The sequence below is a fragment of the Thalassovita autumnalis genome (genome assembly GCF_001458255.1).
Taxonomy (GTDB): Bacteria; Pseudomonadota; Alphaproteobacteria; order Rhodobacterales; family Rhodobacteraceae; genus Thalassobius; species Thalassobius autumnalis.
The window spans coordinates 1-11,430 of the sequence record NZ_CYSB01000019.1 but is presented as its reverse complement, the minus strand read 5'-3'; the positions used below and the strand labels follow the sequence as shown (position 1 = coordinate 11,430).

Here is an 11,430-nt window from a genome sequence, read left to right as displayed (position 1 = left end):
ACCCGATACACCTTAGCAAAGCTGCAAAACTGTCCGAAAAGGTGGGACCACTTCAACATTTAATCCAAACCATAAGAACGATCCAACCAAGTCCGCCAGACGTAGTTAGACAACAAGCTACTTATAGGAAGGACAGAGCGTGCAGGTTGTCTGGTTCAAACGCGATTTGCGGGTGCAGGATCACGCAGCATTGGCGCAAGCGGCGTGCAGAGGGCCGGTCTTGCCGCTTTATGTGGTGGAACCGGAACTGTGGCACCAGCCCGATGCGTCAGCGCGCCAATGGAACTTTGTTTCCGAAACGCTCGCAAGCTTGCGTCAGGATCTAGCAAATTTGGGCCAGCCGCTTGTGCTGCGCCGGGGGCAGATGACCGATGTGTTGTCAGATTTTCAGGATCAATTCCAAGTCGATGTGCTGTGGTCACATCAGGAAACCGGAAATAACTGGACCTATCAACGCGATTTGAAGGTCGCCGCATGGTGTAGGGACAACGACGTGGTCTGGAATGAGGTTCAGAACCACGGCGTGTTCCGCAGACAAAAATCCCGCAATGGCTGGGCGCAACGCTGGGAACAACTGATGAGCCGCCCCGTTTCAAATCCGCCCCATTTACAGCCTCTTTCCTTAGAGGTGGGCGCGATTCCAGACGGCCGCTCCCTTAACTTGCGGGCTGATCCTTGTCCCGGCCGACAGAGCGGGGGCAGGCGGGCAGGGCTTTCGGCGATGAACAGTTTTCTAACCAAAAGGGGCGAAAATTATCAGCGCGCAATGTCCAGCCCGGTCGAAGGCGCGCGCGCCTGTTCGCGTCTATCTCCCTATCTCGCGTGGGGTGCACTTTCGGTGCGCGAAGTGAAACAAGCAACTGACCAACGCAACCGCGATTTGCCCTCACATGCTGGGCGGTGGCGCAAATCCCTGAGATCGTATTCCAGTCGTCTGCATTGGCACTGCCATTTTGTTCAAAAACTTGAGGACGAGCCGCGGATCGAGTTTGAAAACCTGCATCGGCTCTATGATGGGCTCCGCTCTCAGACCCCAACGGGGGGACTGCTGGAAGCCTGGTCAAATGGAGAAACAGGATACCCGTTTCTAGATGCCTGCATGCGGTCATTGAAGGCAACTGGTTGGCTGAATTTTCGGATGCGGGCGATGGTGATGGCTACGGCCAGTTATCATCTCTGGCTCGACTGGCGTGCTCCGGGTCTTCATCTGGCGCGGATGTTTACGGATTACGAACCGGGCATTCACTGGAGCCAAGTGCAAATGCAATCAGGCACCACCGGTATCAATACCGTGCGCATCTATAATCCTGTCAAACAAGGTTACGATCAGGACCCACAGGGGCGGTTCATTCGCAAGTGGCTGCCTGAGCTTGCCCATATTCATGACCTCTACATTCATGAACCCTGGACGGCACCCAATGCGGGGCAGGTGATCGGCGTCATTTACCCAGAGCGCGTTTTTGACCACGTTGCCACTGCGAAGGCTGCGCGTGAGAAGGTTTGGGCCGTCCGTCGCGGGGATAGTTTTCGCAACGAGGCGCAGAAAATCGTGGCCAAACATGCCAGTCGAAAAGTCGAGAAAACCGGACGGAGGTCGGCCCCTAAAGAGCAACTGCAACTGAGTTTACCTTTTGGAAACACAGAATGAAGATGCGTAAAAAAGCGGATCTCCCTCAGAAGGTTTGCCCAGTGTGTCAACGACCATTTTCCTGGCGCAAGAAATGGGAAAAGGTGTGGGATGAGGTCAAATACTGCTCCAGAAAATGTAGAGGAGCCGCATGACTGATGTGTTTCCTGAGCCGCCGCCTGACACTGAGGTGGAGACGTATGTTCCGACCCGCGCCGCTGGCCTACGCAGGCTACGGCAGTTCCTTCCGCGGGCCGGAAATCATTATGCCCGTGCACGCAACTACGATTGGGGAGTTGCGCGTCGCAGTAATGTTTCTGCCTTGTCCCCGTGGCTGCGCCATCGGCTGGTGACGGAAGAAGAGGTGCTGTTGCAAGTCTTGGCACAGCACGGCCCTCGCGGGGCTGAGATGTTTGTACAAGAGGTGTTTTGGCGCACCTACTTCAAAGGTTGGCTTGAACAGCGGCCAAGCGTCTGGGTGCAGTATCAACGTGATCTGCGCGACGCGCTGGCAACCGTTGAGAGCGACATCGGGTTGGCACGTAACGTCGCGGACGCTGTTGCAGGCAACACGGGCATCGACTGTTTTGATCACTGGGCAAACGAACTCGCTGCGACCGGCTATCTGCACAATCATGCGCGGATGTGGTTCGCCTCAATCTGGATATTCACTTTACGTTTGCCTTGGCAGTTGGGCGCAGATTTCTTTCTGCGACATCTGTTAGATGGCGATCCGGCTTCAAATACTTTGAGTTGGCGGTGGGTCGCGGGCTTGCATACAAAAGGCAAAACATACCTCGCCCGCCCTGAAAATATCGCAAAATTCACCATGGGCCGTTTCAATCCGACAGGGCTTGCCAAATGCGCCCGACCATTGGTCGAGCCGATGGAACATGCGCGCGTACCGCTTCATTTGCCCCAAGTAAGGCCTGAAGACCCCTTTGTTTTGCTCCTGACTGAGGATGATTTGTCTGGCGCATCTATCCTACCTTGCCAGCCGGTTGCGGTTTTGGGGCTCACAGCCTGCCAAGACCGCTCCCCTAATCCTGTCGGGGCTGTAGTGAGGGATTTTTCAAACAACGCTATGAATGGCGTTTTGCAAAGCTATGAGCGAAGCAGCCGAACTGTCGATGATTGGAGTGTGCCGTTGATAAGTGCCGCGCAATCAGCGGGCGTGAAAACCATAGCGACGGCCTATACCCCAATCGGCCCAGTGCGATCCCGTTTAGACCTTGCAGAGCCCTTATTGCGAGACGCAGGAATTACGCTGGTTCGGGTTGTTCGACCTTATGACCGGGTTTCGTGGCCTCACGCAAAGGCTGGATTTTTTGGCCTCAGAAAGAAGATACCCCAACTAATCAACCAGTTGGCTTTGACCGCTGAAACCAAATGAGATCTGACCTTGACCACCGCCGCTTTGCTGCTCCCCAACCAATTGTATGCGCATCACCCGTGCCTGGCACAGCGACCTGACAAAGTTGTGCTATTTGAAGATCCGCTGTTTTTCGGTGATGCGATCTACCCAGCAACGATGCATCGGCAAAAACTCTGGTTGCATCGCGCTTCTATGGCTCGGTTTCGGGAGGTGCTGATTGCTCAAGGGTTTGATGCAAGCATTTACCCATATGAGCACGAGAAAGGTGCCTGTTTGCGCCTGTTTGAACGGTTCCGCAGCAGCGGAATAGAGCAAGTGGCGATCGTGGATCCTGCCGATTTCATTTCGGAAAAACGCTTGCGGGCCGCTGCCAAAGAAACTCAGATTGCCCTTAATGTTCATCCGTCTCCCGGATTTTTGAATTCGCAGGAGGTGAACAAAGCATGGGCAACTGGACGAAAACGCTGGTTCATGGCCGAGTTTTACAAAGGCCAACGTCGCCGTTTGAACGTACTGATGGAAGATGACCAACCGGTTGGGGGGCAATGGAGTTTTGACGAGGACAATCGGAAAAAAGTCCCGAAGGCATTGCTGAACAGTCTGCCTTGGATGGATTGGCCCACCCATAACGAGATAGATCAATCGGCAAAAGACAGTGTCCTGGCTGATTTTCCGGGCGCTATAGGTCAACTGGATCGCCTGTATTACCCCACATCTCACAAAGACGCTGCCGATTGGCTGACCCAGTTTTTGGAGCGGCGATTTGACCGGTTTGGCGACTATGAAGACGCGATTGTTGAAGGGGAAAACTGGCTTTGGCACGCTGTTTTGACACCTGCGTTAAACATCGGCCTGTTGACGCCAAAACAGGTGGTGGACGCGGCCCTGGAGCATGCAGAGCGTCGAAATATTCCGCTGAATTCGGTAGAAGGTTTCATCCGCCAAGTCATTGGCTGGCGTGAGTTTATGAGGGCGACCTATGATGACCTTGGTGTCCAGATGCGGACCACCAACCATTGGAACCATCAGAGGCCGATGCCCGCTGCATTCTATGATGGCACTACAGGGATTGAGCCACTTGATGACACCATCCGCAGGGTGCTCGATACGGGGTACTGCCACCACATCGAACGTCTCATGGTGTTGGGGGGATTCATGTTCCTATGTGAAATCAATCCGGATGATGTCTATCGCTGGTTCATGGAGATGTTTGTCGACAGCTATGACTGGGTGATGGTCCCAAATGTTTACGCCATGAGCCAGCATGCTGACGGTGGGCTGATCACCACCAAACCCTATTTCTCAGGCTCAAATTATATTCGTAAGATGAGCCATTGGGGCAAAGGCCCTTGGGCCGATGTTTGGGATGGCCTCTACTGGCGTTTTATTTTGAAACATGCGGACAGGCTTGTGCGGAACCCTCGCTGGGCCATGATGTGCCGCACCGCACAGCGCATGCCGACGGATGTCAGAGAAAAACACCTCGAAACTGCTGAAAGCTTTCTACAACGGATGAACAAAATCTGATTTTCCATGGAATTCCAAACGCCTGGATCATCTGCTCAGTGTTGGGCGAATGTGCTGAGATGATAGCCTATTCGTAGCGCTGGGACCTTAGGGCCAAGCGGCGAAGGAATCCGAAGCCTCCTCACGTGTTCGGCGAAAGTGTTTGCGATAGCGGCCAGGGGGCTGCCCTGTGTGCCGTTGAAAAAAACGGTTAAAATAACCGGGTTCCGAAAATCCAAGCCGATAAGCAATTTGAGCAACCTGTAGGCTGGAAATCTCCAAGAGCTCCGAGGCTTCTCGGATCAACTCTTGATGCAGGTAGGCGCGTGGTGAAAGGTTGGTGGCGCGTCGCACCTCTGCACCCAAGCGGTCGCGGCTGACGCCGATCCGATCCGCGTAGTCACCCACGCTTAAATGCTCTGCTCGATGGCGGCGCTCCATGGCAAAGAAACGGTCCACAACCGATTTTGGTACAGGGCGTACATCTTTGGCTTTATAGAGATTTCGCCAGATCTGCAGAAACACCAGAGAACAAAGATGCGTCAGTATCTGTTCAGTGCCAGGCTGAGGGCTATAAATTTCCTGCCGCATACGCATGAGGTTGCTTTTTACAAAGTCGAGTGCGGCAGCCTCAGAACCTTGCTGGGTCAATCTTTGTTTAAGGTAGTGCTGTAAGTCATCCCCCGGTGCCCCTTCGGGGAGAGAGCGAGAGATCACTTCTTTCGGTAACACCGCAATGATTGCGCGCGAGGCTGGCGCTGTGCGCACTTGCGCCGTTTCGCCATGAGGCAGCCAAACCAGCTGGTTGGCGGCTAATTTCAACGGATCTTTTGCGCTGCAGATCTCGCCGCTGCCCCGTTCCATCAGGACCAGAGAACAGCTGCCTGGCCGCTGGCTCATCACCCCTTGGGTGAGCCGACTTTCAATGTCGTGGATCTGAATTTTTAACAGGGGGGACGAAGAGTTTGAAATTGTGCGCATCGCGGTACCTTCCTCAAAATACTCTTACAAGTACAATTTAAGGTCACACAGGTGCATTTTTAACAGTTCCAACCTCTATCAAGATATCCAGACGATTTCGATCCGGCGCCAAAAGAAGGTTGGCAGCGGAATTGATAAATCTTGGGAGGAGATAACATGTTGAAACTTACTCGTCGGGCTGCAGTCGGCGGTCTGAGCGCCCTTGCGCTAGCGATCGCGCTGGCGACGGCCCCTGCAAACGCGCAGGATGGAGAGACGGTTAAAATCGGTTATGCCGTTTCAAAGTCGGGAGGCAATGCCACTGGGGCAGGGATCACGACGATCCCGAACTATATCCTATGGGTTGAGGATGTGAACGCGGCGGGCGGCCTTGAACTGCCTGACGGGAGCCGAAAACTGATTGAGGTGGTCGAGTATGACGACCGCAGTCAAACCGAAGAGGCCGTGCGCGCCATTCAGCGCCTGGCGACGAAAGACAAAGTTGATTTTATCCTGCCGCCCTGGGGCACAGGCTTCAACCTGGCAATCGCGCCCTTGATGGATAAGTTCGATTATCCTCATCTTGCTGTCACTGCGGTCACGGATCATGCGCCCGAGTTTGCCGATCGCTGGAACAAGAGCTTCTGGTTCCTGGGGGGTGGATTAGACTATGCCACGGCTTTGGCGGATGTGCTGGCGGCTGCAAATAAGGCGGGCTCTATCAACAACAAAGTTGCGATGATTTCGGTGGCAGACGGATTTGGCATTGATCTGGTGAAGGCAGCCCGCCCGGCGCTGAAGGCACAGGGTTTTGAGCTGGCATATGATGCGACCTATCCACTCGGGACCTCGGACTTTGCTGCAATCGTGAACGATGCCAAAAATAGCGGAGCTGATAGTTTCGTTGCGTTTTCGTACCCGCCCGGCACCTTTGGGGTGACCAAACAGGCACAGGTTGCTGGCTTTAACCCCAAAGTGTTCTACACGGGCGTCGGCGGTGCCTTCCCTGTGTACAAGAAAATTTCTGGTGGCCAGCAGGAAGGTGTTATGGGGATCGGCGGTGTACAATCTGACAGTGCTGCCATCCAGGCCTATTTTGATCGACATACGGAAGTGGTTGGCAACCCGCCGGACAGCTGGGCCAGCGCAGTTACCTACACCAGCCTGCAAATGTTGCAAGAAGCGATTAAACGGGTCGGTCTGGACCGCGAAGCCGTGGCTGCCGAACTTGCAACTGGCTCGTTTGAGACGATCATGGGCACGGTCGAACTAGAAAATAACCAACTGCGGACCCTCTGGTGGGCGGGGCAGTGGCAGGGAGATACCTTTGCCGCAATTGCACCTGCAGACGATACTGGGGCGGTCCTGCCCGTAATCCCCAAGCCCGACTGGCAATAACCTATCCGCAATCAATGTGTCATGGCCCATCAATGGGCCTGACACGCCGCTGTTGCTGTCATCGGTTTGTCTGGTGCGGGCATCAGCAAAACAAAGTAGAGAAACAATGCTCCTCACAACCCTAATGATCGGCCTTGTGCTTGGGGGGACATATGCTTTGGTCGCGCTTGGGCTTTCGATGCAGTATGGCATCGCCCGGATCATGAACCTCGCCCATGGTGAGTTTATGATCGCAGCCGCCTTTTGTGCCTATGTCCTGTTCAACGGCGCTGGCCTGCCACCGCTTGTTACGCTGTTAATCGCTCTGCCACTGGGCTATGGCCTGTCTTGGCTGGTCTATAGCGTGATGATGCACCCTCTGGTGAAACGCGCGCCCAATCGGGGCCAGCTGGAAGCCGACAGCATTCTGGCAACCTTTGGCCTGTTGTTCATCCTGCAAGGTATCATGCTGCTGGTTTTTGGCAGCGACTTCACCAGCTATTCCTACCTGAACCACCCTATCAATCTTTGGGGGACCAATATTGCCGCCAATAGGCTTGTTGCCTTCATAGTGTCTTTGACGCTTGGGCTGGGGCTATACGTTTTGATCACGCGCACGCGGTGGGGGGCTACCCTGCGGGCTGTGGCCCTGTCACCTGCATCGGCCCCTCTGGTCGGGATCCAGGTGGATAAGGTTGCGCGCCAGGCCTTTGCCATCGGCGGCAGTTTGGCGGCCGGCGGCGGGGTGTTAGTGTCAATGTTTGTGACCTTCTCAGCAGCCGGTGGCGTTGTCTTTACCATGAAGGCGCTGATCGTTGTGATCATGGGCGGTACTGGCAACTTGATGGGCGCGATCATCGCGGGCCTCGCACTGGGGATCATCGAGACCTTTGTCACGTCCTACATCGATCCCGGCCTTTCGCTCGCTTCGGTGTATATTCTCTTCATCATTGTGCTGCTCTGGCGCCCGCAAGGGCTGTTTGGCACGGCGCGGAGCTGACACATGGTACAAAAACTACTGAAACCGCTTCTTATCATGGGTGGGGGCGCGGGACTGGCTGCAGCACCTGTCGTTTTGAGCGAATATGCCTTGGGCTTCATGGTCAGCGTGATGAGCTATGTCACGCTGGCAACAGCCTGGGCGATGTTTTCCGGCCCTACTCGCTATATCTCATTGGCCACAGTCGCCTTCTATGGGACCGGTGCCTACACCGTGGCGGTGCTAAGCGAAACGTTGCCTTATCCGCTGGTGTTGCTGACAGCCTTGGCGATCGGGGTAGTGTTGGCGGCCTTTGTGGGCATGGCGACGCTGCGTTTGGCAGGCATCTACTTTGTGGTCTTCTCATTCGGGCTGGCTGAGCTGGTGCGCCAGTTGATCACTTGGTTTGAGGTCAATGTGACCGGCACGTTGGGGCGCTACATCTTTTTGCCCTTTGAGACCCAACATATCTACTGGCAACTGCTTGCATTGGCAGGGTTCACCATCGGACTCGGGGCCTGGATCCGCCGAACGCGATTGGGACTGGCCCCTAAGGTGATCGGTGACGACGAGGTGGTTGCTGCGCACAGCGGGATTGCTCTGGCGCGCACCAAAGTGATGCTGTTTGTTGTCAGTGCTGCGCTCATGACGCTGGCCGGGGCGATCCAGTCGCCACGCTGGGTCTATATTGAACCGGGGATCGTGTTTAATCCCACTGTATCTTTCCTGACGGTCATCATGGCGCTGTTGGGCGGGGCAGGGCGCCTATGGGGCCCAACACTGGGAGTGATCCCGCTGATGGTCTTGTTTGAGTGGCTTTCGGCCAATTTCCCCGATCATTTCTCAATTCTGCTCGGCGCTTTGTTCATCCTGATCGTATTCCTGCTGCCCAATGGAGTGCTGAGCGCGCTTGAGGGGTGGATGAAATCCGCAAAAGGGCAGAGCAACGGTAAGACTATCGAGGAAGCACAGACATGAGTGCACTTCTTTCCCTTAGCAATGTGACAAAACGATTTGGTGGCTTGTTGGCGGTGAACTCGATGACCTTCGATCTACAGGAAGGTGAGGTTGTCGGGCTACTGGGGCCAAACGGATCAGGTAAAACAACGCTGATCAACCTGATTTCAGGGGCTTTGCCTCCAACGGCGGGATCGGTGCATGTCGCGGGAAAAGAGATTGCCGGATTGCGGGCGGATCAGATCGCCCGCTCCGGTATCGCGCGCACCTTTCAACTGGTGCGGATCCTGCCCAGCATGACGGTGCTGGAGAACGTGCAGGTGCCAGCCGCCTTTGGGGCGAAATCACATTGGGGGGGCGAAATTGATCGGATTGCACGGACCTGTCTGGAGCAGGTTGGGATCGCGCATCTGGCACGAGCCATGCCAGGAGATCTGACCTACATTGATCAGAAACGTCTGGAGTTGGCACGCGCCTTGGCTGCTGAGCCCAAGGTTTTGTTGCTGGACGAATGGCTGGCAGGATTGAACCCAACCGAGTTGCAGGACGGCATCGCCCTTATCCGCAAATTACAATCCACCGGCATTACCATCTTGCTGGTCGAGCACATCATGGAAGCAGTGCGAGCATTGTGCCCACGCTGCGTGGTTATGAATGCAGGCGCCCTGATTGCGGATGGCACAACCGAAGAGGTTTTGGCGGATCCAAATGTCATTGCCGCCTATCTGGGAGACAGCCATGCTTGAGATCAATAATCTGAGCATTTCTTATGGGGCACATCTGGCGCTGGATGGGGCTGCTTTGTTTGCTGCACAGGGCGAGACGGTGGCCATTCTGGGCGCCAATGGTGCTGGCAAATCGTCGCTTCTGAAATCTCTGACCGGGATGGTTGCTCCACAGGAGGGAAGCTCGGCCAAACTGTTCGGTGAAGAACTGGTGGGGCGCCCGGCCCATGAGATTGTTGAGCGCGGTGTCATCGCAGTGCCTGAAGGGCGGGGAGTCTTTGGCGAAATGAGCGTCGAAGAAAACCTGCTTTTGGGGGCCAACCCCCTGCGCGCCCGCAAAGGTGAGCAGGCCCGCAGGGATGAGGTTTTCGACCTCTTCCCGCGCCTGGCAGAGCGAAAAAGCCAACTTGTTCGCACAATGTCAGGCGGTGAACAGCAAATGGTTGCGATTGGCCGTGCGCTGATGTCGCGGCCAGACCTCTTGTTGCTGGATGAGCCCAGTCTTGGGCTGGCTCCGATCGTGATTGGGCAGTTGTTTGACGCTTTGGCTCAGATCAAATCACAAGGTCTGACCATCCTAATCGTTGAACAAAACGTACGCGCCAGCCTGCAACTGGCGGATCGTGGTTACCTGATCGAAGCTGGTCGGATCACCGGATCCGGCACCGCTGAAGACCTTAAATCGGACGATGCTGTCCAACATGCATTCTTGGGCGGTGCATCCGCCCAGGGCGCCTCTTGAACATGGACGAATGAAAATGAACGAAACACATCTGTTGATTAACGGCGCAAAATCCGGGGCTAGCACTGAAGCGACTTTTGATTGCTTGAACCCTGTGACAGGCGAAGTGGCCACACGCGCGCCTGCCTGTACCAAGGAGGATGCTATCCGCGCTGTAGAGGCTGCGGGGCAGGCCTTTCCGCAATGGTCTGCGACCACCCCGCGGGAACGGCGCAATTACCTGCTGGCGGCGGCAGCCGCCTTGGACAGTCGCAGACAGGACTTGGTTGACGCCATGAAGGCCGAGATTGGTGCGACCGAAGCCTGGGCGAATTTTAACGTCACGCTGGCCACTGAAATGTTCACTGAAGCGGCCTCTTTAACCACACAGATCAAAGGGGAAATTCTGCCCACCAATCGTCCGGGATCCATGTCTATGGCGGTGTGTCAGGCCGCGGGCGTTGTTCTGGCTATCGCACCTTGGAACGCACCGATCATCCTTGCTGTGCGCGCCATCGCATTGCCATTGGCCTGTGGCAATACCGTGGTTCTTAAAACGTCTGAGCTTTGTCCGCAGACCCACGGGCTGATTGTTGAGGCCTTGATTGATGCGGGTTTCCCTTCGGGAGTAGTCAATGCGATCTCCAATCAACCGGATGAAGCACCCGAAATCGTGGAAACCCTGATTGCGCAGCCTGCCGTGCGGCGGGTCAATTTCACCGGTTCGACCCGTGTGGGGCGTGTGATCGCTGAAACCTGTGGCCGTCATCTGAAACGAGCCCTGTTGGAACTGGGGGGCAAGGCGCCGTTTATCGTGCTGGATGACGCTGATCTGGATGCGGCAGTCGCTGCCGCGGCCTTTGGCGGCTACATGAACCAAGGCCAGATCTGCATGTCGACAGAACGTATTATCGTGATGGAAGGGATTGCTGATGCCTTTGTCGAAAAATTCGCTGCGAAAGTAGCGACTTTGACAGCCGGCGATCCGCGAATGGCCGCGCATCCCCTTGGATCATTGATCAACGAGGGCGCCGCTGAACGTGTGATCAGCTTAATTGAGGATGCGGTCATGAAGGGGGCGGAGGTCGTCGCCGGCGGTGGCGGGTCCGGGACGTTGCTGAATGCCGTTGCATTGGACCGGGTTGGCCTGAAGTGGTCCCACCTTTTCGGACAGTTTTGCAGCTTTGCTAAGGTGTATCGGGT

At 55.5% G+C, this 11,430-nt stretch carries 11 protein-coding genes; 10 read left to right on the top strand and 1 reads right to left on the bottom strand.

The genetic code is table 11. The features are described from left to right. Positions 1-139: 139 nt before the first annotated feature. The 4 genes from TL5118_RS05025 to TL5118_RS05015 are packed head-to-tail and all read left to right on the top strand — an operon-like array spanning position 140 to position 4,529. Positions 140-1,648 carry an FAD-binding domain-containing protein gene (locus TL5118_RS05025; protein ID WP_058243819.1) on the top strand — a complete coding sequence of 503 codons (1,509 nt, stop codon included), beginning with the start codon at positions 140-142 and terminating at the stop codon, positions 1,646-1,648. Further along, positions 1,645-1,782, top strand: coding sequence for a DUF2256 domain-containing protein (locus tag TL5118_RS20865; protein ID WP_082626307.1), 138 nt, complete (start codon positions 1,645-1,647; stop codon positions 1,780-1,782). Before TL5118_RS05025 ends, TL5118_RS20865 begins: the two co-directional genes overlap by 4 nt. After that, positions 1,779-3,020 carry an FAD-binding domain-containing protein gene (locus TL5118_RS05020; RefSeq protein WP_058243820.1) on the top strand — a complete coding sequence of 414 codons (1,242 nt, stop codon included), beginning with the start codon at positions 1,779-1,781 and terminating at the stop codon, positions 3,018-3,020. Before TL5118_RS20865 ends, TL5118_RS05020 begins: the two co-directional genes overlap by 4 nt. 9 nt (positions 3,021-3,029) lie before the next feature. Further along, positions 3,030-4,529 (top strand): cryptochrome/photolyase family protein, encoded by a 1,500-nt coding sequence (locus TL5118_RS05015; RefSeq protein WP_058243821.1) that lies wholly within the window; start codon positions 3,030-3,032, stop codon positions 4,527-4,529. A gap of 87 nt (positions 4,530-4,616) precedes the next feature. Here TL5118_RS05015 and TL5118_RS05010 read toward each other — a convergent pair whose 3' ends face one another. Further along, complete coding sequence (locus tag TL5118_RS05010) at positions 4,617-5,489, bottom strand: helix-turn-helix domain-containing protein (RefSeq protein ID WP_058243822.1); 873 nt, start codon at positions 5,487-5,489, stop codon at positions 4,617-4,619. Between the two features lie 156 nt (positions 5,490-5,645). On the opposite strand from TL5118_RS05010, the gene TL5118_RS05005 reads away from it, so the two are divergent. The 6 genes from TL5118_RS05005 to TL5118_RS04980 form a co-directional block, all read left to right on the top strand. Next, a complete protein-coding gene (locus TL5118_RS05005; RefSeq protein WP_058243823.1) occupies positions 5,646-6,866 on the top strand; it encodes an amino acid ABC transporter substrate-binding protein in 1,221 nt (406 codons plus the stop codon). 106 nt (positions 6,867-6,972) lie between these two features. After that, complete coding sequence (locus TL5118_RS05000) at positions 6,973-7,845, top strand: branched-chain amino acid ABC transporter permease (protein WP_058243824.1); 873 nt, start codon at positions 6,973-6,975, stop codon at positions 7,843-7,845. 3 nt (positions 7,846-7,848) lie between these two features. Next, positions 7,849-8,802 carry a branched-chain amino acid ABC transporter permease gene (locus tag TL5118_RS04995; protein ID WP_082626308.1) on the top strand — a complete coding sequence of 318 codons (954 nt, stop codon included), beginning with the start codon at positions 7,849-7,851 and terminating at the stop codon, positions 8,800-8,802. Beyond that, a complete protein-coding gene (locus tag TL5118_RS04990) occupies positions 8,799-9,527 on the top strand; it encodes an ABC transporter ATP-binding protein (protein WP_058243825.1) in 729 nt (242 codons plus the stop codon). Before TL5118_RS04995 ends, TL5118_RS04990 begins: the two co-directional genes overlap by 4 nt. Further along, positions 9,520-10,248 (top strand): ABC transporter ATP-binding protein, encoded by a 729-nt coding sequence (locus tag TL5118_RS04985; protein ID WP_058243826.1) that lies wholly within the window; start codon positions 9,520-9,522, stop codon positions 10,246-10,248. The genes TL5118_RS04990 and TL5118_RS04985 overlap by 8 nt, the downstream gene beginning before the upstream one ends. Positions 10,249-10,264: 16 nt before the next feature. Then, the coding region (locus tag TL5118_RS04980; RefSeq protein ID WP_082626311.1) for an aldehyde dehydrogenase family protein at positions 10,265-11,430 on the top strand (1,166 nt) is incomplete at its 3' end.

Excerpts from the sequence above, each read along its gene's own strand:
- TL5118_RS05000 (WP_058243824.1), top strand. The coding sequence starts at position 6,973 with ATGCTCCTCACAACCCTAATGATCGGCCTTGTGCTTGGGGGGACATAT.
- TL5118_RS04995 (WP_082626308.1), top strand. The coding sequence starts at position 7,849 with ATGGTACAAAAACTACTGAAACCGCTTCTTATCATGGGTGGGGGCGCG.
- TL5118_RS04985 (WP_058243826.1), top strand. The coding sequence starts at position 9,520 with ATGCTTGAGATCAATAATCTGAGCATTTCTTATGGGGCACATCTGGCG.
- TL5118_RS05010 (WP_058243822.1), bottom strand. The coding sequence starts at position 5,489 with ATGCGCACAATTTCAAACTCTTCGTCCCCCCTGTTAAAAATTCAGATC.
- TL5118_RS04990 (WP_058243825.1), top strand. The coding sequence starts at position 8,799 with ATGAGTGCACTTCTTTCCCTTAGCAATGTGACAAAACGATTTGGTGGC.
- TL5118_RS05020 (WP_058243820.1), top strand. The coding sequence starts at position 1,779 with ATGACTGATGTGTTTCCTGAGCCGCCGCCTGACACTGAGGTGGAGACG.
- TL5118_RS20865 (WP_082626307.1), top strand. The coding sequence starts at position 1,645 with ATGAAGATGCGTAAAAAAGCGGATCTCCCTCAGAAGGTTTGCCCAGTG.
- TL5118_RS05005 (WP_058243823.1), top strand. The coding sequence starts at position 5,646 with ATGTTGAAACTTACTCGTCGGGCTGCAGTCGGCGGTCTGAGCGCCCTT.